This window comes from Paenibacillus dauci (assembly GCF_000971985.1).
Taxonomy (GTDB): Bacteria; Bacillota; Bacilli; order Paenibacillales; family Paenibacillaceae; genus Saccharibacillus; species Saccharibacillus dauci.
This window is the reverse complement of sequence record NZ_LAQQ01000001.1, coordinates 44,625-69,893: the sequence shown is the minus strand read 5'-3', so window position 1 is coordinate 69,893 and position 25,269 is coordinate 44,625. Positions and strand designations below refer to the sequence as shown.

Sequence of the window (25,269 nt, the reverse complement as noted above, 5' to 3'; positions counted from 1 at the left end):
TCCTCCGGCGAATTGTCTACCGGCTTTACTTCCCAGACCGATACTATTATTCATGTGACCGATTCAGTAAATGATATGGCTCAACAGATGCAGGATGTACAAAATAACAGTGCAGAGATTCGTACCCTGACCAGTTCTATGCAGGATGCTGCTGATGAAGGACTGAATGAAGTACGTGAAATTACAGATATCATCCAGCGCCTGTCCACCGGTATTCACGATAATCTCAGTGTGATGAACAGTCTGAATAATAAATCCGATCAGATCAGTTATGCATCTTCCGCGATTCAGCAGATTGCCAAGCAAACCAACTTGCTGGCTCTGAATGCATCGATTGAAGCCGCACGTGCCGGTGAAGCAGGCAAAGGATTTGCCGTCGTTGCCGAAGAAATCCGCAAGCTGGCGGAGAGTGCTGCCGAGTCTTCCACCATGATCACCCAGCTGATCAGTGATGTGCAGACAGAAAGCCAGAATGCAGTAGCCCAAGCGACTGATTCCGTTAATAATGTTCAAGCAGGTGTAGACAGCAGCAAGCGCGTAAGTGTAGCTTTTGAAGCGATCCAGCAGTCTGTCGTAACCACTGTTCAGCAAATCGGCGGTACACGTGACAAGATCGTTAATGTCAGCAGCAAATCCCATTCTATTGCCGAAGCAATGGAGCATCTGAGTGCATTGTCCGAGCAGGGCTCAGCAGGTATTCAGGAAATGAATGCAGCAAGTGAAGAACAATTATCTACAATGGAAGATGTAGCTTCTTCTGCAAGACATCTGTCGGTAATGGCGGAAGAACTGCAGCAAATGATTGCTTTCTGCAAAGTATAAGGATGCTTTTCTCCCCTCGATCCTCAATCTGTTAACTTGTAAGAGTTGGAAGGCTTTGCCTGATGACCTTTATATATATTTGATTGTTATAGAGAGCAAGTTGGTTACAGTCAGGGTGTCCCAAGGCTGTCAACCACCAGAAAGCTCCAATACCAAAAAGCTGCATTCCTTCGGAAATGCAGCTTTTTGATGTGTGTCTTTTCTTTTAAACATGCAGCGCAAAGAACTTATCTTGATATTTTTTATTTCATGTATTTAGAGAATAAATCGCCTACACGTTTGGCGAAGTCTTCCAGGCTGAGATTGTTGTTCATTCGATCAATTCGGGAATACCAGTTTTTGATCGTATCCAGTACCCATGAAGGAATACTTTTGCCTGCAATTCGGTCATAAAACTGATAATAGGCCCAGACCAGATGGTCCCAGCGCTTGTCATCTCCTTCGTGTACATATTCGGATACGTCGATGACTTTGGCATGTCCGTCCTGGACGATTACATTTTTGAGATGAATATCCCTGGGATTGAGCCCAACGCTCCGCACGTATTCCCGCGCCGTCTCTACATCCAGAATCACCTGTTCCGGCACTTCGATTCCCTGCAATAGACAATCTTGAAGTGTAGGTCCCGCTTCATAACTCATCACCAGATAATTCGCTCCATGTCCATAACATATTGGAAAATACGGCGATCCTTGGAGCTTGTCATAGACGGAGACCTCGACAGGAATTTTACTAATAGCCTGTGGCGCAAAAATTTTGTAGGCAAATCCAGGAGCCTGATCATAAGTGAAGACAGCTGCATCCGTACCAATGCCAATACAGCGCACACCATCGGCATAGCCGGATATTACCACCAGTTCGTTATCTTCACTACCATTTACTCCTATTCTTCGCAGCGCTTCCTCCGCTGCTTTCCACTCTGTATTCATATAGGTGCTCCTCTCCTGCATCCCACTGAAATATATAATGAAGCCTGATCCAAACGCTATATAGTTATATACACGAATACTCTCATTTAACAACGGGAATTACCATGTATTCTAGCTTATTTTCAGTCACATTCCAACTTCTCTTACATTATATGTAACTATCTACATCGTACATATGACTGGAAATAAGCGTTTACAGTTTTCAACATGCTTCGGTTCCTGTAGAATGGATAAGACGGGTTTTTAATTGTAATTCCCTGTAGTGGGAATTACTACCCGCGGGCGAAGCCCATACTTTTGCAGTTAGTCGAAATGGAGGAATTATTCATGTCAGATTTCCAAACAAAGCTCGAACAATATGCTGAACTCGCTGTCCGCGTTGGTGTGAATATTCAGCCGGGACAACGCTTTATTATTAATGCTCCCATCCATGCAGCTGAATTTGTACGTCTTGTTACCCGCAAAGCTTATGAAGCCGGCGCTGCGCTGGTTAAAGTAAACTGGAATGATGATCAGATTACACGTCTGCGCTACGAACTGGCACCGGATGAATCATTCGAGATCGGTCCTAAATGGTATGCAGCCGAGATGGAAGAGCTGGCGGTCGATGGCGGAGCGGTTCTCCATGTAGTATCCGATGATCCGGATCTGCTCAAAGGCATTGATTCCAAGCGTATCGCCGCTTCACAAAAATCATCCAGTATCGTATTGTCCAAATATCGTGAATACGTACAATCCGACAAGCTCAGCTGGTCGATTGTTGCTGTTCCTTCCGATTCATGGGCAGCCAAAGTATTCCCGAATGAATCGCCTGAAGAGCAAGTAAACACTATGTGGGATTATATTTTCAAAGCGGTACGCGTAGGTGAAGGCGATGCAATTACAGCATGGGAAGCTCATGTGAAAACATTGAATGAAAAATCCGATTATCTGAATAACAAAGCCTACAAGCAGCTTCATTATGTAGCTCCAGGCACCGATCTGACTATTGGTCTGCCAAAAGGTCATATCTGGGCAGCAGCAGACAGTATCAGTCAGCGCGGTGATGCATTTATCGCCAATATGCCGACTGAAGAAGTATTTACCGCTCCACTAAAAACAGATGTAAATGGCTATGTGAGCAGCACGAAACCGCTCAGCTATGGAGGTACGATTATTGATAACTTCAAGCTGACCTTCAAAGATGGCCGCATTGTTGGCGTTGAAGCGGAAAAAGGACAGGATACTCTGCAGCATCTTGTAGAAATGGATGAAGGTGCTCATTATCTGGGTGAAGTCGCTCTGGTACCACATCGTTCTCCAATTTCCATGTCCAATATTCTCTACTATAATACTCTGTTCGACGAGAATGCTTCCAACCACCTGGCGATCGGCAGCGCTTATGCCTTTAACCTGCAGGGTGGCAAGGAAATGTCCCGTGAAGAGCTAACCGAACGTGGTCTGAATAACAGTCTGGTCCATGTAGACTTTATGATTGGTTCCGGTGAGATGGATATTTACGGTATTACAGAAGATGGCCAGGAAGAACCTGTATTCAAACAGGGCGGTTGGGCGTTTTAATACGTAGATTTGATTAATATTCCAGGATAATACATGTAATCAATACAAAATGCACCTCTGTATATAAACTTTAGCTTTTATAACATGCTAAAATTTATTCAGAGGTGCATTTCTATTTAAAGGAAGATTATTTTGTCAAAATAACGGCTGTTTGGTCTGAGATGGATGCTACAGCCATATTTTCATGAAACGAATTGACTCGTTTATACCGCAATGGTGTGACCAGCTTGCCGTCTGTATTAATATATCCATATTTCCTGCCTGTTTTTGTTTGAACACCTACTGCAGCTATGCCATTTCCAAATGATAAAGCTTTATCATACTGATATCCAATCATTAATTTCCCTTGTTTATTCACATAGCCTGCTTTTCCTTGTTTATTATAGACTGCCGCTAGTCCTTCACTAAAACTATCTGCCAAAGCATATTGAAAAGGAATAACTACTTCCCCTTTTCTATTAATATATCCCCACAGTCCCGATTCGTTTTGCACAGGTGCTAACCCTTGAGAAAAGTCTCCTGCACTTTGATATTGAAATGGAACAATCACTTTGCCCTTGGAATCAATAAAACCATATTTTTCTTGGGAATTTTGAACAGCAACTGCATTTTCGGAGAAACTGCGTCCATATTTATAGGTGTATGGAATAACAAGAGTACCCTTTTTGTTTAAATATCCAATTTTATCGTTGTTAGGCGAGTAGGCCAAAGCTAATCCTTCAGAAAATGAATAATCAGAAGAATACGATTTTTTTAAATTGGTTATTGATTTTCCATCGGGTGTAATGAACGCACCATTATCATTCTTGCTTTTTTTTACGAAAGCAATTCCATCCGAAAAGCCTGTAGTTTCTGCATAAATGCAAGGAATGACCAATTCTCCTTTTGTATTGATATAACCGACCAGTTTCGTCGAAGTATCCTCAACCAAGGCTCGTTGATTATGAAAATCAGTGATTGGAATCAAATGATTCGGTAAAGTGAACGCTTCTTTACCTTTGGAATTATAAAACACATCTTTGCCATTGGCTTTATTTGCTAATAACAGTCCATCATGAAACATACCATCACTTTGAGTAGGTACAGGACCGTATTCAATCGGAACCTTTTCCTCTTTAATGCTACTTGCAGCCGGTATGGCTAACCTATTCTCTGCATTATTATTTTGATTCAGTTGGGAAGGTGCGGAATACGTTATACCCTCAGAAGCTCCTATCGTTAACATCACAGTTAGTGCAAAAACAGATGCTGCTTTGCCAGTTATTTTATTCATGTGTACCTATCTCCTTTATACCGGTTGGCGGTTAATAAAATTTGGGTGTGTTATTGATCAATTCCTGCCGATCTTTTTCTGAGATAGTACCTGTTTTGGCAACTTTATGTCCATTATACCGATATATCATTACTGAATCTGCATCTTCGGCTATAAAGCTAAATGAATGCCCATCTGTTGCCCAGGCCAAACCAGTAATAAGACTATAATTTTGCTGGGACAATAATGATATTTTTTGGTTTTTTGTATCATACATAGCAATATAACTGGAGCCCAGATTACCAATACCAAAGGCAATTTGACTTCCATCCGGTGACCAGTTATATGCATCAATTTTCTCACTGTTTGATCCGGTTGCGCTTTTCTGGAGTTGATTTAGTACTTTATAGGAACCATCTGTCAGATCGACTATGATTAATCTTGTTCCTTCATGATCACTCACATCTACAGCTAAATAATGAGCCGAAGACAGTGACAAAGAGTTAATACGTAGAGGCGCAGATTCAAGTTGGGGAGTATACTCCTCTTCTCCACTTTGAATCTTCATGGAACTTACTACTTTATCGGATTCGTGTACCCCTTCGCCAGTGGATTCAGTAAGTTGGGCAGTAAATGAAACATTACCTTGCTGCCATCTGATATCGTCTCCATGAACTGTCACATCAGTATGAATGGACTTAAAATAATGGATCAAGCTGTTATTCTGATTATCATTATTATGATTTGCAGGCTGGTTTGTAGAAATACTAACTGTTCGCGACTTCTGATCCCAGTTTACCTTCGCTCCCAGCGATTCACCAACAAACCGAAAAGGAACATATGCTTTTCCTTGTATGATATGTAACGGTGCAGCCATTGTTATTACTCTTTTATTTTTATAAGCTTTTGTCTGTCCTGCCGTTATTTGTATGGTCTCTTTATTTTCAGTATTTATTATCGTAGCGGTCTTTGTCTGATTATCCCACTCTATACGGAAACCGGGGAAATTTTTGACGGTATCTACAGGAACAAAGACCGAACTGGCAATCATTAAAGGCTGCTGACTTGTTAGCATTTTTCCATCAATCTTTAATTTCAATTCGCTGGAAGAAGCTGCTATTGCAGAACATGTAAATAAAGTGAATGATAACGTTATCGTGCTAATTAAATAAATGCTTTTCTTTAACATCATAAGTTCCTTTATATCGTTAATACGTGAATGATTTTGATCTTGAATAGCTTTATAAAATCTCCTGTTCATATTTTATCCAAAACTAGAAAAAAGCGCAAAATTCAGTGGATACTCAACTGGACTTCATGCCTTACTATTTGCAAAAAAATAAACTGACATCAGTTGATACCGATGTCAGTTTATTTATACTGCTGCTTTCCAATTACTTTTCTTATTAAGACATCAACAAATATAATCGTTAATGTTTTTGATCAGCTACCTTTTAATCATAAGAATATTTATACGGAAATATTCAAAGATACTTTATGAAAAGACATATACAATTCTCTTGCATCTACTTATGGCTTCAGAATAACTTTGATACAATCTTCTTTTTTGTTATCAAAAAGATCATATCCACGCTCTGCATCACTCAGAGACAGCTTGTGCGTAATAATATCGGTAGGATCGATAGTACCATCTGTGATTTGTTTGAACAGCTGCGGCATGTAGTGAACAACCGGCGCTTGTCCCATAGCCAATTTTACATTACGCTCAAACAAATGACCCAATGGGAACATGTTATAATTCTCACCATATACTCCGGTCACCTGAATAGTACCGAATTTACGCACGACATTGGCTGCGATCCGGAATGCACCAAGTCCACCGCCTTGCAGTTTGAGCGACGTCTGGATCTTCTCGGCAGTACTCTTGTCTGCATCAAGACCCACACAGTCGATAACTACATCTGCTCCACCGCTGGTCAGCTCAAGCAGATACTGATCCACATCCGGCACTTCTTTGAAATTCACGACTTCTACATTATTGGTACGCTTGGCGTGGGCCAAACGATAAGGAATATGGTCGACAGCAATAACGCGTTTAGCGCCTTTTTGCCAAGCGAATTTTTGAGCTAACAGTCCAACTGGTCCGCAACCCAGGATAATAACAGTATCTCCTGCTTTGACGCCGCCACTTTCTACACTCCAAAAAGCAGTAGGCATAATATCCGACAGGAACAATACTTGCTCATCTGTCACTTCTGCAGACTCAGGAATAACAAATGGCAGGAAATTAGCGTAAGGTACACGCATCAACTCTGCCTGACCACCCGGATATCCACCGTAAATATCAAAGCCGAAGTAAGCTCCGGTATTTTTTTCTTCCATTTCGTTGGAATTATCGCATTGACTTTCCATCTGGTTTTTACAGAAGAAACATTCACCACAGGCAACGTTAAATGGTATAACGACACGATCGCCTTTTTTGACACGGGTTACGCCTGGACCTACTTCTTCAACAATCCCCATTGGTTCATGTCCAACCACATAGTCGTCATGAATAACTGGCGTCTCACCATTAAAGATATGAAGATCGGAACCGCAGATTGCTGTAGAAGTAATCCGGACAACAATATCATCCTGTTTTTCGATACGCGGATCTTTTACCTCTTTGACTTTTACGTTGCGTTTTCCCTGGTATGTTAATGCTTTCATTTGTATTCCCCTCTCCAGATGTAATCATAGAATGTAGTAGCCTGAATAATAACAGCAGACTCGGTGATGAAAATAACAAAAGTTAGAAAGTTTACGTCTTTTTGTATTAACCATAACCTTCGTTTTATTAACAACTTACAAATAAATAGTAGTGTTTACGTTTAAGCTTTAATAAGTACATGTATGAGGAAATTCAATTTGACTATGATAATGATGCCAATGTAATCGTCTATAATCCGTCCCTCCCTTCAAACCAGCAAGACAGCAAAAGATTAATTTACGGATAAGAAGGGTAAATGAGGTACAACAGGCTGTTGCCTACGAGCGCAGCCCGATATGCAGCCAAAGACGGAAGGGAGTTTTTAATAATGAAACATTTAACGAAATCTCAAATAGAGGAGCTTAAAAATAGCTTACTGGAAGAAAAAGAAGGACTGGAGCGTCATTTTGAAGTAGACAAGGACCGTACCGAAGATGGACGGATTGAATCGGAGCGTATGTCTACCGGCGAATTGAGTGCAGTCGATAACCACCCGGCCGATCTGGGTACAGAGACTTTTGAACGAGGACGTGATCTGGCAATTGATGATCAGATGAACGATACACTCGATCAGGTAAATGCTGCACTCGAACGAATCGAGAACGGTACGTATGGTATCAGCGAGATCAGTGGCAAAGAGATTCCATTCGAACGGCTGCAGGCGCTGCCATTTACAACTTACCTGGTGGACGAGAGTCCACATGATAATGTAAGTGATTATCGTCCGGTGGAAGAAGATATTATCACTCCAGCAGCCAAAGGTTCGGGTGAGAATCGTCAGCAGAATACAGGCCGATTTGATGATGCAGGTGCATGGCAGGCTGTTGAAGAATATGGGGTTGCAGACTCCCCCGCACTTAGTGCGCAGCGTGAAGTCCATAATTATAATGATCTGGCCGAAGGCCGCGACAGCAATAATAACTTTACTGAAAGTGTAGAGACATTCGCTGCCAATGATATTGACGGCAGTAACCAGCATATCGAGCAAGGTGAAGCTGTTGAAGTCTATGAGGAAAAAGGTGAAGGCGACACCGAGCTGCAGATTGACGAAGCGGACGAAGAAGTTAATGCAGATGTAGAAAAAGCGGATCGTCGCCGTTAATCTACTATCCTGTGATATAAATAAACATTCCTATATGTATAAATGAAAAATAACCCCTTCGGATTATTGTATCCAAAGGGGTTATCCTGTTGAAGCAGTAACGGGCATCTTATCTATAGCCCTTTCAAGATTTATAACTTGTTTAGACTACATACGATTCAGCTGATCGACTTTTCTTACTATATTCCCTTATACAAAGAAAAAGCCGAAATTACCCGTAAAGGCTAATTTCGGCTTTTTCATGTTGTTCAGGCCAACGCCTGATTGGTCGTCACAGCAAACTGCGTAATCACCAGTTTGATCCTGGAAATTCGTTTGTTCTCCGTCTCTTCCACTACAAATAAGTGCCCGTCATGTGCCACGCTCTGTCCTACTTGCGGAGGCAGCGACTCTACACGAGAGTACAGCCATCCGCCGATGGTATCATATTCACTGGAATCCAGATCCAGGGAGAACCGTGTGTTGATCTCTTCGATCAGCATCAGGCCATCAATGGAATACGTCATCTCATTGATCGGTTCTACGACTGGACGTTCATGGTCAAACTCATCCTGAATTTCTCCGACGATTTCTTCCATTATATCCTCGAGTGTTACCAGACCGGCTGTACCGCCATATTCATCAATCAAAATCGCGATCTGTGTCTTGCCACGTTGCATCAGCTTCATCAGTTCGCTAATTTTGATCGACTCCGGTACAGCAATAATCGGACGAATCAATTTTACGGTGTCTGTAATCTGATAGCGCATCAGATCCTTGATATGCAGAAAGCCGACAATATGGTCTTTGTCGCCATCACATACCGGATACCGGGTGCGCATACCATCAAGAGCAATCTGCAGATTCTCTTCGCGAGGAGCATGCAGGCTCAGACAGATCATTTCCGTACGTGGAATCATAATTTCGTGGGCGGTTGTATCTGCAAATTCAAATATATTATCAACCAGCGCCAGTTCGGTATTATCGATCAGTCCGCTCTTGTTGCTTTCTTTCATGAGTATGCGTATCTCTTCTTCCGTATGAGCGGATTCCAGTTCGGAGGCCGGAGCGATTCCAAACAGTTTGAGCAGGGCATTCGCCATGCCATTCAACATCCAGATAAAAGGATACATGATTTTATGGAATAAGAACATCGGGCCGGCTGTCCATAAGGTTACACTTTCCGCTTTGCGGATCGCGAGCGATTTGGGTGCAAGTTCCCCGAGTACAATATGCAGTATCGTAATCACCACAAAAGCAATGGCTACGGATACGCTGTGTACAGCTACTTCATTATTCCAGCCAATTGCTGCAAATATCGGTCGGATCAGTCCAGCGATTGCCGGTTCACCAATCCAGCCAAGTCCCAGGGAAGCTAGTGTAATTCCCAATTGACAGGCCGATAGATAAGCATCCAGGTTATTAACGATCGACTGGGCAAAACGCGCTCGTGCATTACCTGCATCGACCAGCGTCTCCAGACGACTGCTGCGAATTTTGACCATCGCAAATTCCGCTGCAACAAAAAATCCATTTAACAAAACAAGAATAAATACAAATACTAAGTTCCACAAACTGGGTAAGGGGTCAGTCAAGTGTGTCTCCCGCGCTGTCTGCTGCAAATATTGATCAGACAACTGCGGGTTCACCTCCTTCGAATATTAGATTTTTGAATAAGAAGCCATTGTACATGTACCATCAATTTCCCAATGCATTCACCTCTTTCTATATGTAAGGATAGACGTTACCTGATTATATTATAGCTCTAAAACAAGCACAGTCAAATAGGGATTGAGCGCACTTACAATTTTTTTACAATCCTGCTCATTTCCGTTAACATCTGCTCTTTATACTTTAGCAGGTGAGCACAAGACGGCGAATATCCTGTTTTCCGTTATTAAATGATTAATGAAAGTGAGGTTGGAATGTTGGATAAATCCTCTGCTGTTCCCGTCAAGTCCGGTATGCAGCGTACCCGTTCGGCAGTACGTCAGCCACGTCGAACCAGACATTGGCATGAATATGCACTGGCCGTTATGTTTTTGGCACCTTCGATTCTGCTGTTTGGAATCTTTCTGTTCTACCCGCTGATCAAGTCGGTATATCTTAGTGTACATTCGACTACGCCGCGCGGAGATGTTGCCAAATTTATCGGATTACGTAACTTTGAGAAGCTGTTTGATTCCGGACATTTCCTGAATAGCCTATGGGTAACCTTTGAATTTATGCTTTTTACTGTACCGACCTCTATTGTGCTGGCTCTGATCCTGGCTGCAATCTGCCGGACACACCTGAGAGGAACCAAAGTATTCCGCTTTATCTTCTCACTGCCACTGGCAATCTCGGTCAGTACCGGTTCGGTAATCTGGATGGTGCTGTTTCATCCAACACTTGGCACACTGAATTATCTGCTTCAGGCTGCCGGACTGCCAGCTGTACAATGGCTGACTGATCCCAACTGGTCACTCATTTCCATTTCCATCATGACAATATGGATGAATCTGGGCTTTCTATTCATTCTGCTGCTCGGCGGTATGGAGGGTGTACCAGAAGATATTTATGAAAGTGCCAAGATGGATGGTGCGGGTCCGATGCGTACCTTTGTACAGCTGACTCTGCCACTGATTTCGCCCACCATCTTCTTTGCCAGTGTGACTTCCATGATTGGTGCATTCCAGTCATTTGGACAGATTCATATATTAACCAAAGGGGGACCGATGAACAGCACGAATGTGCTTGTATACAATCTGTATCAGGATGCTTTTGTTAATTTCCGATTTGGTTCAGGCAGCGCACAGGCGCTGGTATTGTTTGTCCTTATCCTGATCCTGACAATCATCCAGTTCAAATTTGGAGAAAAGAAGGTGCATTACCAGTGAGACCCAACATAATGCGCACCGGACTGGCTTATCTGATGCTGGCTGCTGCTGCAATTCTGATTTTGTTCCCTTTCTGGACCGCTTTATCCAATTCACTGATGACCGAGTCAGAATCGGCTACATATCCGCCAAAGTTTTTCCCGACCAGCCTGAATCTGGATAACTTTGCTAGTGTCATGGCTTCTATTCCGATTATCCGCTTTATCGTGAATAGCTTCGTAACGAGCGGGATTATTACAATCGGTAACCTGATTACAGCCTCTATGGCTGCTTATGCTTTTGCTTTCCTTCGTTTCCCCGGACGCAAGCTGCTCTTCGCCCTGTTCATGGCAACGATGATGATTCCATGGGAAGTAACCGTTATTCCCAATTATCTGACTGTACGCAGCTGGGGCTGGCTGGACTCCTATGCCGGATTAACAGTACCGTTTCTGGCTACAGCATTTGGAACGTTTCTGATGCGTCAGTTTTTTATGCAGCTGCCCAAAGAACTCATGGAAGCGGCTCGTATCGACGGATGTGGACATATCCGGATCTTCGCATCGCTAGCTGTACCACTGGCAATGCCGGGTCTTGCTACTCTCGGGGTCTATTCGTTTCTTAATCACTGGAACATGTATCTATGGCCGCTGCTCATTACAAATACCGAGAATATGCGCACCGTGCAGATCGGGATCAGTATGCTGCAGTTTGCCGAAATGACTGCCTGGAATCTGGTGATGGCAGGAATTGTACTCGTACTTGTGCCTTCCCTGCTCATGCTCGCAATAGGACTGGGACGTCTGGTTGGCGGCCTTACGACTGGAGCACTGAAAGGTTGATTTACGGATTTACGGTACTGACAGCCAACGGTACAAGCTCCTGCCAACTTTATAATCTACTGGCTGCATAACAACGCAGTATATCTTATCCCCTGCTGTATTCCTGATACAGGTTACTTATTTTATCGGCTTCACTGCTAAAAAAACTACTACTTATATTTGAAGGAGAATGTTCAATCATGAAATTCAAACCTTTTTGGCTTCGCAAATGGAGTCTGCTCGGCATGAGTCTGTTTCTCTTCCTCGCAGCATGCAGCGGTGGACAACCTTCACAGGGTTCCGAGCCAGCCGCAGCTGCCGGAAGCGAAGCTTCCTCTGGTCCCGTCAAAGTTGTATGGTGGCACTCCATGAGCGGTGAACTGGGCAAAACGGTAGACAGCCTGGTCAAGCAGTTCAATGATTCCCAAAAAGACGTTCAGGTTGAAGCCGTTTATCAAGGTGAATATGATGAAGGTTTGAATAAATTCAAAGCAGCTATGGGTTCTGGCAGCGGCCCAACCATGATGCAGACGTATGAAGTGGGCAGCCGCTTCATGATTGACTCCCAGGCAGTTACGCCAATGCAGCAGTTTATCGATGCTGATAAATTTGATGTATCCCAGCTGGAAGAGAATATTCTGAGCTATTATACGTTTGATAACAAGCTCTACTCCATGCCTTTTAATACGTCCAATCCGATTCTCTACTATAACAAGGATGCGTTCAAAAAAGCGGGGCTGGATCCCGAGAATCCACCTACTACGTATGCCGATGTAGAGAAAGCAGCCAAAGCACTGACCAAAGACGGTCAATCCGGTGGTTCCTTCCCAATTTATGGCTGGCTGATGGAACAACTGCTTGCCAACCAGGATGTCGAACTGCTTAACAACAGCAATGGACGCAGTGCTCTTGCTACCGAATCCATGCTGAATTCCGATGCAGCAGTCAATACACTGACATGGTGGAAAAAGATGGTTGATGATGGTGTAATGCTGAATCTTGGACGTAAAACCGATGATACCAAAAAAGCTTTTGCGGCTGGTCAAATTGCCATGACTATGGATAGTACAGCCTCCCTGCGCGGTATCGTAAGTTCTGCCGAAGGCAAATTTGAAGTAGGTACGGCTCCTATTCCCAAGCCTTCTGCCGATTATGAGGGTAAAGGCGGCGTTATCGTAGGTGGCGCGAGTCTGTGGATCATGAATGACAAGCCCGAAGCTGAACAGCAGGCGGCATGGAAATTTATCAAGTTCCTGACCGAGCCTTCTACACAAGCATACTGGAATGTCAATACAGGCTATTTCCCGATTACCAAAAAAGCCTATGATGAAGATTTGATCAAAGAAAACATGAAAAAATATCCGCAGTTCGAAACAGCTGTCAAGCAGCTGCATGGCACCAAGATTGATCCGGCTACCCAGGGTGCTGTAATGGGTATTTTCCCGGAAGCACGTCAACTGACCGAGACCGCGATGGAAGAAGCAATCAATGGCTCCAAATCACCAAAACAGGCATTGGACGATGCAGCTGCACAGATTACTCAAAAGCTGCAGGATTACAACGATTCGATCGCTCAATAAACAGAGCAATGAACAGATGAATCCTGTCTACTCTGTATACTGGAAAGTATGACGAACAAATAGCCTATTCACTGGGCTGAACTCAGAAATGGTTAGCAAAAAAGGCCGATGTACCGGGTTTTACTCCGGCATCGGCCTTTTTGTTATGATTTACCGATTTTGCGACAGATCTGCTCCGGTTAATTCTACCGACAGATCCCACAGACGCTTGGCCTGCTCCGGATCGATAGCATATTCTTTTACCCCGGCACGAGGACCGTCAGGTACAAACATCTTGGCGACATCACAATCTTCGCAGTAGACGCCACCTTTGCCTTCTAATTGAGGGGATGTCGCTGCCCATACCTGTGTGGATGCTCCCTGCTCCGGTGTTTTAAATGCAGGATTTACAGTCTCGCCATCTTCACTGATCCAGCTCAGTGCGATCATTTCTTCTCTCGGCATATGTCGCTGCAGTGGTGTCAGAATGCCACCAGGATGCACAGCAAATGCACGTACGCCCTGTTCAATACCGCGACGATCCAATTCTACGGCAAATAGTGAATTTGCTGTTTTGGACTGTCCATAGGCTTCGAACTTCTCGTAATTACCTTCAAAATTCAGATTATCCCAACGAATCGGCGAGAGATGATGCCCTGTGGAGGAAGTAGCAACGACCCTTGCTCCATCCCCCGCTATCAATGCAGGCCAGATCAGATTAATGAGTGTAAAGTGACCCAGATGATTGGTGGCAAATTGTAATTCCCAGCCGGGTCCAACGCGCGTCTCGGGACAAGCCATAACGCCTGCATTGAGTAGAGCGAGATCAACACTACGTCCACTTGCGACCAGACGGCCTGCAAATGCATGTACGCTATCCAGATCAGAAAGATCAAGTTCATCCACTGCAACCTGATCAAGTCCTGCAAGTGCCTCTCGTGCTACCTCCGGACGACGTGCCGGAACAATGACATAAGCGCCTGCTTCAACGAGTGCTCGCGTAGTCTCTAACCCCAGACCTGAATAACCACCAGTGACAAGCGCAGTTTTGCCCGAAAGGTCGATGCCTTGCAATACCTCACTGGCAGTACTGCGATACCCAAAACCTGATTCTATAGGTTGTTGCGGTGTTCTTGTATACGATGTTTGCATGAATTATCTCTCCTCTGCATTTATAGTTATGGTGTACATATCTATACTGTACAATTTAGAGTTCACTCTAGGTCAAGCATAATTTTATTGGCCAGCTTTTTGAGCTAACCAATAATTGCGTATCTGCAAAGAACCTTTGAGAAAATTAGATATGATCTGCACCCGTAAGTTTAGCTGATAATGTCCAAAGACGTGAAGCTTCTTCTGGATCGATCGCATACGGTTTTACACCTGTGTGCTCTGCATCATCGTTTGTTAATATGGAGATATCACAATTTTCGCAATACACACCACCTTTACTTTCTAGCTGAGGCGAAGTTGCTGCCCATACTTGCGTAGCAGCACCTTGTTCTGGTGTTTTGAAAGCTTCGTTCACCGTCTCGCCATCTTCTTTGAACCACTTCAGTGCAATCATCTCTTCCATAGGCATATGACGCACAAGAGGTGTAAATATAACGCCCGGATCTAAGGCAAAAGCACGTACTCCATGTTCAGCACCACGTCTGTCTAACTCCACTGCAAATAATGCATTCGCTGTCTTCGATTGTCCGTAGGCTTCAAACTTTTGATAGTTGCCGTCAAAGTTGATATTATCCCAACGAATCGGTGAAAGATGGTGACCTGTTGAAGAAGTTACCACTACCCTTGCTCCTTCTCCAGCTATCAGCATAGGCCAGATCAGATGAATGAGTGTAAAGTGACCGAGATGATTCGTTGCAAACTGTAATTCCCAGCCGGGTCCAACGCGCGATTCTGGACAAGCCATAACACCCGCATTGAGTAGAGCGAGGTCAATACTGCGTCCACTTGCGACCAAGCGACCTGCAAATGCACGTACACTATCCAGATCAGACAGATCAAGTTCATCGACTTCAACCTGAGCCAGTCCTGCCAGGGCTTCGTGTGCTGCCTCCGGACGCCGTGCTGGAACAATCACATGCGCACCTGCCTGAATGAGTGCACGTGTTGTTTCTAGCCCCAAGCCTGAATAACCGCCGGTGACCAGCGCAGTTTTACCAGACAGGTCGATGCCTTCCAACACTTCGCTTGCGGTACTGTGATAACCAAAACCAGATTGAATAGGTTGTTGCGGTGTTCTCGTATACGATGTTTGCATTATTCGTCTCTCCTCTATTTTGTAGATGTTGTGTATATAGTCACACTCTACAATTTAGAGTTCACTCTAGGTCAAGCCTAATTTTAGAGACTGGCGTTTTTAGACACCGAATGAGCACATGGTTGAAAAGGATCTTCCTGTGGATCTTGCCGCTGCAGGTTTTTTTCATACACATCGGTTTTGTAATTGATTATATCCAGGCATTCACGCAACTGTTCCATCTGATCTCTAACATGCTGCTGATGTTCTTTTAAGATTGCTAATCGTTCATGTTCATTACCGGGTCCAATTCGCACCAATTCAGCATAACACCGCATATCCGCAATGGGCATTCCCGAGTTACGTAGTCTTGTGCACATAAGCAGCCACTCTACATCGGCTTCACTATACCTTCTTCTTCCACCACTATCACGTGCAATCCGGACCGATAATAGCAATCCTTCACGTTCATAAAATCGCAAGGAGTGAACACTCAGTCCTGACCGTTGTGCGACTTCACCAATACTAAGCTGATCTTTTACTTCCACATGAGTATTCATCGTTTTCTCCTCTGCACTCTATATTTGAACCTATCATCGTATTCTTTTTAAGCTTCAATTGTAATAGATCCATGATTATGGATCTTCTTATATCTATCTTAACGCAGTTATTGTTCAATCACCATGCAGCTTTTACGATAAGGATCTGGGCCAGCATTTCTATAAAAATATAAAAAATCACTTTATTGCAATTTGATATAAACCGTTTGACAGTACATAGCGAAAATGCTAGTATCATTTATACCAAGTATGCTTGTCGGATTAGTTAGAAACCGAAGCGAATAACCGGTTTCACTAGTGAAAGCACTCTATAAATTAAGTTAAAAAAGAATTTAATCTACTATCCAAAAGGAGAACTTCTTATGTCTGCTGATCCTATTTATCGCGATGATGTTGAATTTGGGTGGTTTATGCCTACGATGGGAGATGGAACAAGTCTTGGACGTGAATCCGAGCGCAAACCGACTCTCAATTACTTGACTCAGGTAGCTCAGACTGCGGAGCGGTCAGGCTTTGAGTTTGTATTGATTCCAACAGGCGGAGCTTGTGTAGATTCCTGGGTTGTAGGCTCTGCCATTATCGGGGCTACCACTACACTCAAGCCGCTTGTTGCAGTACGACCGGGTCTGATTGCTCCTGTATTGACTGCACGTATGGCAGCTGCATTGGATAATTTGTCAGAAGGTCGTGCTCGTATTAATATTGTGACTGGAAGTTCTCCAGCTGATTTGGAAGAACTGGGTGATCCACTTGCCAGAGCGCATGACGAGAAATATACACGTACCCGCGAGTATCTCGACATTATCAAAGGGGTATGGGAACAGTCAGCAGGACTTGCTTCGACTGAATTCAGTTCCGGAGCTGAAGCATCAGTAGATAATAATAAAGTGTATTTTAAAGGTGATTATTACGAAGTAAATGGCGGAACCAGCCGCCCGGCTACTGTGCAAAAACCAGGATTGCCTATTTACTTTGGTGGTAGTTCTCCGATGGCCAAAAGTGTAGGTGCGGAGTATGCCGATGTATTCCTGATGTGGTCTGAACCACTGGAGATGATCAAGCAGCAGATTGAAGAACTCAAAGAGTCTCAGCGGAAGCACGCTGAACAAAGTGGTACAATTCGTCCACTGCGCGTAGGCATGCGTGCTCAGGTACTTGTGCGTGATACCGAAGAAGAAGCTTGGGAAGCTGCTCGTAACCTGATCAAGGATGTGGATCCAGAGACAATCGAACGTGCACGTTCAACGTTTAGCAAAACTGGCGCAACCGGACAAAATCGCCAAAATGCGATTCGTGATGCAGCAGCGGCTAATGACTTTGTGGTTGGTCCTAATTTATGGGCAGGATTGTCTAATTTGCGCTCTGGTGGAGCATTGATGTTTGTCGGTACACCAGATCAGGTTTCTGATCGACTGCTCGAATATGCAGAAGCCGGTATTACTTCTTTTATCCTATCCAGCTATCCACATCTGGAAGAAGCGCAGATTTTTGGAGAAAGCACACTGCCGCTGTTCAAAGAAAAATGGGCGCAGCGTTTTGCTTCTCTAGGTCGTTAATACAAATGAATTATAATTAAAATTGCATTTTTCAATAATTAAAACAACCCGCAGCATGTGATCTCCCTATAAGGGACCAGATGCTGCGGGTTGTTTTGTTATAGAAGACTCTCTACTTTTATGACTATTCTTCTATAACTTCTCTACGTGTGCAGGAAGTAAACGTTATGACTGATTGTTGGCATAGATGCCCAATACTCTTGTACAGGGTATGCCACCTGGACAGGGACTATTCAATGTAAATCATTTTGCGTGTCATTCCGCCGTCGATAACAAGCTCGGCACCAGTAATAAATGAATTATCGCTGGATGTCAGGAACATGCAGGCTCTGGCGATATCATCAGGTTTGCCAACCCGCTGAGCTGGGTGCTGTGTATGATCCTCTGGCTTCAGTGCCGCATAATCACCATTCTCGATCCAGCCGGGACTGATCGCATTGACACGGATATGATCCGGTCCTAGTGACACCGCCAGTGCATGGGTCAGTGCAGTGATTCCACCTTTGGAAGCAGCATAGGCCTCCGAATTAGGCTCTGACATATGCGCTCGCGTAGAGGAAATATTCACAATTGCTCCTCCCTCATGATCGCGCATTACCTTTGCGGCTTCCCGCGATATAAGAAAGCATGCTCTTACATTGGTGTTCATTACTTCGTCCCATTCTTCAAGTGTCAGATCATATGGTGATTTCCAGCGACTAATGCCGGCATTGTTAATCAGTACATCGATCTTCCCGGTTGTCTTGACCACTTCCTGAATCAGAGCTTGTACGTCTGCTTCACTTTGTACATCACAAGGCAGGAAATGCGCCTGTCCTCCCTGTTCGCGTATCGAAGCAGCTGCAGCGGCTCCTTCGGCTTCTTTGACATCACTGAGGAATACCGTAGCTCCTTCAGCTGCATATCCTTCGGCCACTGCCCTGCCAATTCCCTGAGCGGCTCCGGTTACAATCACCGTATTGGATGTATATTTCATTATATATTCCTCCATTATTTAGATATTGATTGTTGGATATTGTTTCGTATTTCAGTATTCCAATAGGCATGTATACTTCGATAAATGGACAGAGACTACATTTTCCTCTACTGCACTATTCAACGATTGTACGCCTCACGAAACATTCCATGCCTGTATGGAATCCCTCCACTGCACATAAAATATAAGCAATATCCAATTCACAGATACGGCTATTGTACACTCCTGACTACCCCCTGTTCAAAGCAAAAAACCTCCACACTTCATCGATCCTGGAAGTGTGGAGGCTTATGAGCTGCCGGGTTGCAGATTTCCTTTTACCAAAAGATCATGTACCGATTGGCGCCTGATCTGGAGAATACCAGTCAGATGGTTAAGCATAGTAGGCTTGCAGCATTTCCTGTGTATCATCTTTCTCTCCGTCGAACAATCCTTGATCTGCCCAGCAAGCGAGACAGGTTTCTTCATCCTGGCATTTGGCAGCTTCTTCACAGTTGTAACAAAGGGTCATGTAATAGTGGGTAAAGTTTTCTTGGACGTTGGCTTTCATCTCAATCATCTCCTTGTTTTTTCTACACCCCAATCATAACTGATCCTCTGGACTTATTATGTGATTTTTTTCACAAATGATCTGAAATTTTAAATTATTTTTTATTTTTTTGAATTTATTAAAAAAGGAGCTACCTTATCAGACGCTTTCGCACTGTTCGGTAACTCCGTATATTCAAATGGAATAATGCTGATTAAAGTACATGCCAGCTTTTGCCGCCATCTGTCGTCTGCATAAGCAGCGAACGGCGTTCTTCGTTCTTGGCGACCAGCAGCCAGCCTACATCCTTGGAGAAAAATTGTAGCTTGGCCATCTCAGGATAATTGGCGATTGTCTTCTGCAGGGTATCATTGGCAGGAAGTGCTTTCCACGTGTGTCCCTGATCCTGAGTCGTGTATATAATACCATCAATCAGTGACCAGCCCTGCTTACGATTGAGGAAAGTCGGTCCCATTGTCTGATTGATCCCTGTCTGCGGCTTGAGCGTATACGCTACATGTGTCCATGTCTTGCCGCCGTCCTCGGTAAAGTAACCGGAATAGCTGGTCTGTGTTCCTTTGACGCAGCCGATATTCATCCAGCCGCTCGTTTTGCTTGTGCCATAAAATTGCGGCTTGCCGGTGGTGATTCTATCGCAGCTTTTCACTTCTTTGCTCAGGAAGCTGGCGCTGGCTGTCCAGGTTTTTCCACTATCAGCTGTAGTATAAAGGCTTGGTTGTCCATCCTTTTCGAGTGTGATGAATCCATGTTTGTTGTCCCGGAAAGACATTCCGATCAATGTCCCGCTTTGCGGCAGTTCATTGGTTGTCTGGTCTGCCGAATTTATGGAAGAGGAGCTCTTCATTAATCGGGTCCAGCTGTCTCCCCCATCTTCGGTACGGTAAAAGGCTTTCCCTTTCTGGTGATTGGACTCGTCTGTCGATGTCATCACCCAGCCGGTTTTCTCATTAATAAAGTACATACCCAGCACAGTACCATTATCGTTAAAGGTAGCTACATTCCAGTTCTGGCCTCCGTCTACCGTATGCAAAATCAATGTCTGTCCGACACCATTGGCATTGCGGGCTACCCAACCATTTTTTTGATTCAAAAAGAAAATGCTGCTGCCATAAACCGGTGGTTCGGAAAAGGAAACGGTTTTGGCAGGAGATACATTGTCCCAGGTTTTACCGTTGCTCTGGGTAACATAGATACGCAGCTCGTTACGGGTAATTCCCCAGGCTACGCCTGCACTGGCACTAAGTAGTTGAAAATCGGTCAGTCTGGTCTGAATCTTGTATTCTGATATATCCGGTCTTCCACCTGCACGTTGATTTATGTTTGAATCCGTTGTTTGTTTGAGGGTAATGGTCTGACCCTGATCTTCTTTGGAATTCTGAAGCTGCTCACGTACAGCCTCACTCATAAGAGCGTTGTCGTTGCCTGCTGATGAACAGGCCGACAGAAGGAAAACCAGGGATATCCATATAAGAAGCGATTTGCTCATGCTCCACTTCATCTATTATTCTCCTTCCACACACTTACCTGATGCTAAAGCGTTTCAATTTTTCACGACCTATATAAGAGTAAACTAATTTTAAAAAAGGTAGTTTACAGAAAAGTTACAAGCGATTACAGTTTTATGGAATTTCGATACTAAACGAACCCGATTACGGTTATAAGTAATAGAAGACCTTTTTACTTTATGGAAGCTTTCAGCTACAATAGTAGCGAATCTGTAATACAAATATAAGGAGATGATAATTAATGTCTGAATCCGTATCCAAACCTCACCGTGTAGTCGTTATCGGCACAGGAGCGGTTGGTTCCACAACCGCTTATACTCTACTTCTCCGCAACCGGATGTCCGAGCTGGTATTTATCGACGCCAACAAAGACAAGGCACTTGGCGAAGCACTTGATATGAACCATGGGCTTCCATTTGTAGGCGGTGTCAAACTGTGGGCTGGTGACTACTCTGATTGCAAAGATGCAGATATTATTATCATCGCGGCCGGATCGAACCAGCGTCCAGGTGAGACGCGAATTGATCTGCTGAATCGAAATGCCGCCATTTTCGACGACATTATCAAAAATATTACCAAGTACAATGACCATGGTATTCTATTGGTAGCTACCAATCCGGTAGATATTCTCACCTATGTATCCTGGAAAAAAAGCGGTTGGCCGGCTAATCGGGTTATCGGCTCCGGTACCCTGCTGGACAGCGCACGTTTCCGCTATCTGATCGGCAAGCACAAGGAAATCGATCCCCGCAGTATTCATGCCCATATCATTGGCGAGCATGGCGATTCCGAGCTGCCGGTATGGAGTCTGGCCAATGTGGCTGGTTCCGCACTTGCCTTTGACGAAGCCGAGCAGGATGATATTTTCAACAGCACCAAGAATGCCGCTTACGAGATCATCAATGCCAAAGGATCTACTTCGTATGCGATTGCTCTGGCACTAGACCGGATCGTAGCTGCTATTTTGCAAAATGAGCATGCTGTACTGAACGTCTCTTCCCTGCTGGATGACTATCATGGCATCTCCGATGTGTATCTCGGTGTACCTGCGATTGTCGGCAGAGAAGGGATCCGCGAGAAACTGCAGATTCCTCTTAATGAAAAAGAAGAAGCGCTGCTGCGTGCTTCGGCTGCCAAGCTCAAAGACCAGATTGCCCAGTTAAATATTTAGCCTATATTTCAAATTTTACGCAAGGGCTTACAGCACCTTTACACAGAACGATTATATCCCTTCGTCATTATACAGCGCTGTGCGCAAATTGACAAAAACGCCGCTTTTCCATCAGGAAAGGCGGCGTTTGCTATATATATGGTTATACATAATTCACATTGCTGGCGAAATCCGACTTAATAAGGAATATCGTCATCTCGTTCCTGAGGTTGGTTCGCACGCTCGATCAGCTGCTGGGACAAGTTTTCGAACGTATCCGGCTGCAGCAGTTCGACCGGAGAGAAACCTTTTTCAAAAGTAAAGGACTCTCCCTCGATCACCATCGCATAATGATCACCCAGCTTGGCGATATGCATCCGGAAGCCAAAGTCTGCCAGAAGCCCCTTGACGCTCGTATCACCCAGTTTGACGCGAATCTCGATCTCCGGCTTGATCTCGACGATGCGTTCAGCAGCTTCGATCACCTGCTGAGGTTCCCATTTCTCCTGCAGATCACGCTTGTCACTGGCAGCCCACAGCTCCAGATCATGCTCTTCCCGCTGCCGCTCTTCGTTACTCGCATCCGGCCACTTTTCTTCTACATAGGTCTGTACATAATCCATCACTCGTTCATTCACAATTTCCGGAATCGATTGCTCATATGTCACGAATTTGAGGAAATCCTCAAAATAGCGGGCATGGGAAGACTGATGTACTTTGAGCTCCCATTCTTCAATCATGCCTTCTTCCGGCATATGCGGATACTGGATCGATTTCATATTACGGGCGCTAATCGCCATCTCTACTTCGCTGATCAGGCTGCGCTCATCCGAAATGCGGGCAATCTGCTTTTCAAAATCGCATTTCATCACAAATACAAACGGATCATCAAAATGCGTATCCATCTTTACCTGCGATACGATCAGGGCACCGCCCCGTACAGAGCTGGTATCCAGATAGCTGCGTACCAGATCATCGCCGGCATTTTTGAAATCTTCTTTGTTTTCTACCGTGCGAAGACGCGCGAACAAATTAAAATTGGGGTTGCTCGTCAGCTCATGACCAGGCTCTACGAGAAAAGTACCAATCTTGGTCGGCGGCTGCTCACTCGACGGATTTTTCTCTACTTTGCGCTTGGCGGTACGGGTAAACTCGGCATGCAGGAAATTCTTGAGCTCACTCAGCTCATATTCATCTTCATCGAGTGTCTGATAATGTTTATAGTTTTTGGAAGTCTGGCCTTCTTTGCCCTCTACCTGCAAAACAAAAAAGGATAGGAATTGAACATTAAATCGCATGATATACTCCTTTGTCATTACGGATACAGCCTGCGGATAAAATCCGGCAAGCCCAAATTGTCTGCCTATCACTATACTCGAATTTGAACGGAAATGTAAGTTTAATTTGAACGTGCCGACAGCCAGGCATTGACGACCATACCGCCAATTACGAGGATTAGCCCAATCCACATTCCTATTGAAGTGAGTATGACTCCGAGCAGTATCCATTCTCCCAACAGTGTAAATACTACCTCCAGCGATTGTGTAGCTTCAACAGCTGCAAGACGTGCCGGATGATGGCGTACCCGGTCGGTCGCTCCAAAAAAGAGCACAGTAGCGACTACGCCCGAGAACAGGGCGACCAGAAAAGCCTGAATGGTCTGTTCCCCTGCAGGTGGCCCGTACTGGATCAATCCAATGACAGACAGCACGATCCAGAACGGAAGACTGGCAATACTCATTCCCAGCGTACGCTGAAATGCATCCAGTCTGCCATCACATACTTCCATCATTTTACGGTTGCCGAGTGGATAAGCGATAGCTCCAATCAGAATCAACACTATCCCCTGCCAACTCGCCCCCACTGAACTACTCTGGGCCTGGCCGATCTGCATCAGTCCAATGCCCAGCAGCATCATAAGTGCAATCAATAGTACACTGCGCGGGATACGTCCTCTTTCCCGAACCAGTCCATCCGGTGTCTGACGTATGAAAAAGAACAGCGGAGAGAGCAGCATACCCGCAAGAATCGTTGTCTGAAAACCAGCTGCTGTCAGCCAGGCAGGCGCGTATATCGCTGAAGCACAGAGCGGTGCATAGAACAGACCGAACCCCACTGTACTCCATAACAGCCATTGGCCAGGTTGACGACGTATTTCCTGCCAGACCGGCTTCAGGTTACCGCGTACGACAACCAGTATACCTAGCAGTGGAATCATGAAAAAGTAACGCAGTGCACTGCTCCAGATCCAGTGTCCTCCACCTACCTCCATTGAGCGATTCAGTACAAAGCTAGACGCAAAAAAGAACGCAGCGAGAATGCCAAGCCATACCGCTTTCATTATCGTTCCTCTGCCGCTTCGGAAGATCGGGATATGGTGGAGCAATCATTCTGCCCAGGAGCCAGCCATTGCCCCAGACTAAGCCAGTTGTGTTCCATCCAGTGAGCTGCATCGGCTTCGCTATGTTCACGGCAGGCAGTTATGATCTTCAGATGATCTGCCGGAGAATGCTCACGGCTGGCCTGACTGAATTTGGCATATTCCAACCTGCGGATCTTGGGCATAATCCCATGAAGTGCAACATTCAGTTCCGGGTTAGCTGCCCGGTTCAAGAATACCTGATGGAAACGGTCATCAGCAGCGATCGCTTTCTCTGCATCCTGCTGTTCCAGCGCCACTGTCAGCTCTTGATTGGCTGCTTCCAGCTCGGCATAATCCTCTACTGTCAGCTGACTTGCACACAGCCTTGCTGCCAGTGCATGCAGCGCTGCTGCGACTACAAAAGCATGCGTAGCTATTTCTTCATGCAATAGTGCGATCCGCGTAATGGCTCCAGGAAACGATTCGACCAGCCCTTCATCTTCCAACCGCTTGAGCGCTTCTCGTACTGGCGTACGACTGACACCAAACTGGCTGGCCAGCTCCATGTCATTTAATTTTTGACCTGGTGCCAGTTCGAGCGTGATAATTCCTTGTTTGAGCGTAATATAGACCTGATCACGTAACGACGGACGATTTAATTTCTGAAATTGAGGTATATTCATAAAACCAATATATTGCATATTAATATAGATGACAAGAATGAATGATAGTTATAGTTTTCTGTTACATACGATTAAGCAGTAGTTAAG

Annotated in this window: 22 protein-coding genes; 8 read left to right on the top strand and 14 right to left on the bottom strand. The window is 44.7% G+C overall.

Annotated features, from left to right (window positions below):
• The first annotated feature begins 12 nt into the window (after window positions 1–12).
• Window positions 13–822 (top strand): methyl-accepting chemotaxis protein, encoded by an 810-nt coding sequence (locus WH46_RS07815; RefSeq protein ID WP_197088261.1) that lies wholly within the window; start codon window positions 13–15, stop codon window positions 820–822.
• A gap of 242 nt (window positions 823–1,064) precedes the next feature.
• Here the strand turns inward: WH46_RS07815 and WH46_RS07810 are convergent, their stop codons facing one another.
• Window positions 1,065–1,751 carry a serine/threonine protein kinase gene (locus WH46_RS07810; RefSeq protein ID WP_046226301.1) on the bottom strand — a complete coding sequence of 229 codons (687 nt, stop codon included), beginning with the start codon at window positions 1,749–1,751 and terminating at the stop codon, window positions 1,065–1,067.
• 327 nt (window positions 1,752–2,078) lie between these two features.
• On the opposite strand from WH46_RS07810, the gene WH46_RS07805 reads away from it, so the two are divergent.
• Window positions 2,079–3,311, top strand: coding sequence for an aminopeptidase (locus WH46_RS07805; RefSeq protein WP_046226300.1), 1,233 nt, complete (start codon window positions 2,079–2,081; stop codon window positions 3,309–3,311).
• 127 nt (window positions 3,312–3,438) lie between these two features.
• On the opposite strand, the gene WH46_RS07800 is transcribed toward WH46_RS07805, so the two are convergent.
• The 3 genes from WH46_RS07800 to WH46_RS07790 form a co-directional block, all read right to left on the bottom strand.
• Complete coding sequence (locus WH46_RS07800; RefSeq protein WP_052714155.1) at window positions 3,439–4,584, bottom strand: WG repeat-containing protein; 1,146 nt, start codon at window positions 4,582–4,584, stop codon at window positions 3,439–3,441.
• Window positions 4,585–4,615: 31 nt separating this feature from the next.
• On the bottom strand, window positions 4,616–5,824 hold the full coding sequence (locus WH46_RS23330) for a copper amine oxidase N-terminal domain-containing protein (RefSeq protein ID WP_052714154.1): 1,209 nt from the start codon (window positions 5,822–5,824) through the stop codon (window positions 4,616–4,618).
• 269 nt (window positions 5,825–6,093) lie between these two features.
• The gene (locus tag WH46_RS07790; RefSeq protein ID WP_046226299.1) at window positions 6,094–7,233 is read right to left on the bottom strand and encodes a zinc-dependent alcohol dehydrogenase; all 1,140 of its coding nucleotides are present in this window, start codon (window positions 7,231–7,233) and stop codon (window positions 6,094–6,096) included.
• 368 nt (window positions 7,234–7,601) lie between these two features.
• On the opposite strand from WH46_RS07790, the gene WH46_RS07785 reads away from it, so the two are divergent.
• Window positions 7,602–8,375 carry a TraR/DksA C4-type zinc finger protein gene (locus WH46_RS07785; RefSeq protein ID WP_046226298.1) on the top strand — a complete coding sequence of 258 codons (774 nt, stop codon included), beginning with the start codon at window positions 7,602–7,604 and terminating at the stop codon, window positions 8,373–8,375.
• Window positions 8,376–8,623: 248 nt separating this feature from the next.
• Here WH46_RS07785 and WH46_RS07780 read toward each other — a convergent pair whose 3' ends face one another.
• Window positions 8,624–9,949, bottom strand: coding sequence for a hemolysin family protein (locus tag WH46_RS07780; RefSeq protein WP_026136059.1), 1,326 nt, complete (start codon window positions 9,947–9,949; stop codon window positions 8,624–8,626).
• 330 nt (window positions 9,950–10,279) lie between these two features.
• Between WH46_RS07780 and WH46_RS07775 the strand changes: the two genes are divergently transcribed.
• From WH46_RS07775 to WH46_RS07765, 3 genes are all read left to right on the top strand, one after another.
• On the top strand, window positions 10,280–11,233 hold the full coding sequence (locus tag WH46_RS07775; RefSeq protein WP_197088260.1) for a carbohydrate ABC transporter permease: 954 nt from the start codon (window positions 10,280–10,282) through the stop codon (window positions 11,231–11,233).
• Between the two features lie 11 nt (window positions 11,234–11,244).
• Window positions 11,245–12,054, top strand: a complete 810-nt coding sequence (locus tag WH46_RS07770; protein ID WP_017812146.1) for a carbohydrate ABC transporter permease — start codon at window positions 11,245–11,247, stop codon at window positions 12,052–12,054.
• Between the two features lie 179 nt (window positions 12,055–12,233).
• On the top strand, window positions 12,234–13,613 hold the full coding sequence (locus tag WH46_RS07765; protein ID WP_046226297.1) for an ABC transporter substrate-binding protein: 1,380 nt from the start codon (window positions 12,234–12,236) through the stop codon (window positions 13,611–13,613).
• 150 nt (window positions 13,614–13,763) lie between these two features.
• Here WH46_RS07765 and WH46_RS07760 read toward each other — a convergent pair whose 3' ends face one another.
• The 3 genes from WH46_RS07760 to WH46_RS07750 form a co-directional block, all read right to left on the bottom strand.
• The gene (locus WH46_RS07760; RefSeq protein ID WP_046226296.1) at window positions 13,764–14,744 is read right to left on the bottom strand and encodes an SDR family NAD(P)-dependent oxidoreductase; all 981 of its coding nucleotides are present in this window, start codon (window positions 14,742–14,744) and stop codon (window positions 13,764–13,766) included.
• 145 nt (window positions 14,745–14,889) lie between these two features.
• Window positions 14,890–15,861, bottom strand: a complete 972-nt coding sequence (locus WH46_RS07755; RefSeq protein WP_046226295.1) for an SDR family NAD(P)-dependent oxidoreductase — start codon at window positions 15,859–15,861, stop codon at window positions 14,890–14,892.
• A gap of 83 nt (window positions 15,862–15,944) precedes the next feature.
• Window positions 15,945–16,400 (bottom strand): MerR family transcriptional regulator, encoded by a 456-nt coding sequence (locus tag WH46_RS07750; RefSeq protein ID WP_046226294.1) that lies wholly within the window; start codon window positions 16,398–16,400, stop codon window positions 15,945–15,947.
• A 362-nt stretch (window positions 16,401–16,762) separates the two neighbouring features.
• Between WH46_RS07750 and WH46_RS07745 the strand changes: the two genes are divergently transcribed.
• The gene (locus WH46_RS07745; RefSeq protein ID WP_017812141.1) at window positions 16,763–17,956 is read left to right on the top strand and encodes an LLM class flavin-dependent oxidoreductase; all 1,194 of its coding nucleotides are present in this window, start codon (window positions 16,763–16,765) and stop codon (window positions 17,954–17,956) included.
• A 229-nt stretch (window positions 17,957–18,185) separates the two neighbouring features.
• Here the strand turns inward: WH46_RS07745 and WH46_RS07740 are convergent, their stop codons facing one another.
• The 3 genes from WH46_RS07740 to WH46_RS07735 form a co-directional block, all read right to left on the bottom strand.
• Window positions 18,186–18,932, bottom strand: a complete 747-nt coding sequence (locus WH46_RS07740; protein ID WP_046226293.1) for an SDR family NAD(P)-dependent oxidoreductase — start codon at window positions 18,930–18,932, stop codon at window positions 18,186–18,188.
• 373 nt (window positions 18,933–19,305) lie between these two features.
• Window positions 19,306–19,482 (bottom strand): hypothetical protein, encoded by a 177-nt coding sequence (locus WH46_RS24235; RefSeq protein WP_017812139.1) that lies wholly within the window; start codon window positions 19,480–19,482, stop codon window positions 19,306–19,308.
• A gap of 193 nt (window positions 19,483–19,675) precedes the next feature.
• Entirely contained in the window at window positions 19,676–20,980 is a 1,305-nt protein-coding gene (locus WH46_RS07735; protein ID WP_046226292.1) for a WD40/YVTN/BNR-like repeat-containing protein, read from the bottom strand.
• A 248-nt stretch (window positions 20,981–21,228) separates the two neighbouring features.
• On the opposite strand from WH46_RS07735, the gene WH46_RS07730 reads away from it, so the two are divergent.
• Entirely contained in the window at window positions 21,229–22,158 is a 930-nt protein-coding gene (locus tag WH46_RS07730) for an L-lactate dehydrogenase (protein ID WP_017812137.1), read from the top strand.
• A 176-nt stretch (window positions 22,159–22,334) separates the two neighbouring features.
• On the opposite strand, the gene WH46_RS07725 is transcribed toward WH46_RS07730, so the two are convergent.
• The 3 genes from WH46_RS07725 to WH46_RS07715 all read right to left on the bottom strand — a co-directional run bounded on the left by WH46_RS07725 (window position 22,335) and on the right by WH46_RS07715 (window position 25,182).
• Window positions 22,335–23,435: a DUF3900 domain-containing protein gene (locus tag WH46_RS07725; protein WP_046226291.1), complete on the bottom strand. Its 1,101-nt coding sequence runs from the start codon at window positions 23,433–23,435 to the stop codon at window positions 22,335–22,337.
• 101 nt (window positions 23,436–23,536) lie between these two features.
• Window positions 23,537–24,478 (bottom strand): DMT family transporter, encoded by a 942-nt coding sequence (locus tag WH46_RS07720; RefSeq protein ID WP_046226290.1) that lies wholly within the window; start codon window positions 24,476–24,478, stop codon window positions 23,537–23,539.
• Complete coding sequence (locus tag WH46_RS07715; protein ID WP_046226289.1) at window positions 24,478–25,182, bottom strand: GntR family transcriptional regulator; 705 nt, start codon at window positions 25,180–25,182, stop codon at window positions 24,478–24,480. The genes WH46_RS07720 and WH46_RS07715 overlap by 1 nt, the downstream gene beginning before the upstream one ends.
• Window positions 25,183–25,269 lie beyond the last annotated feature (87 nt).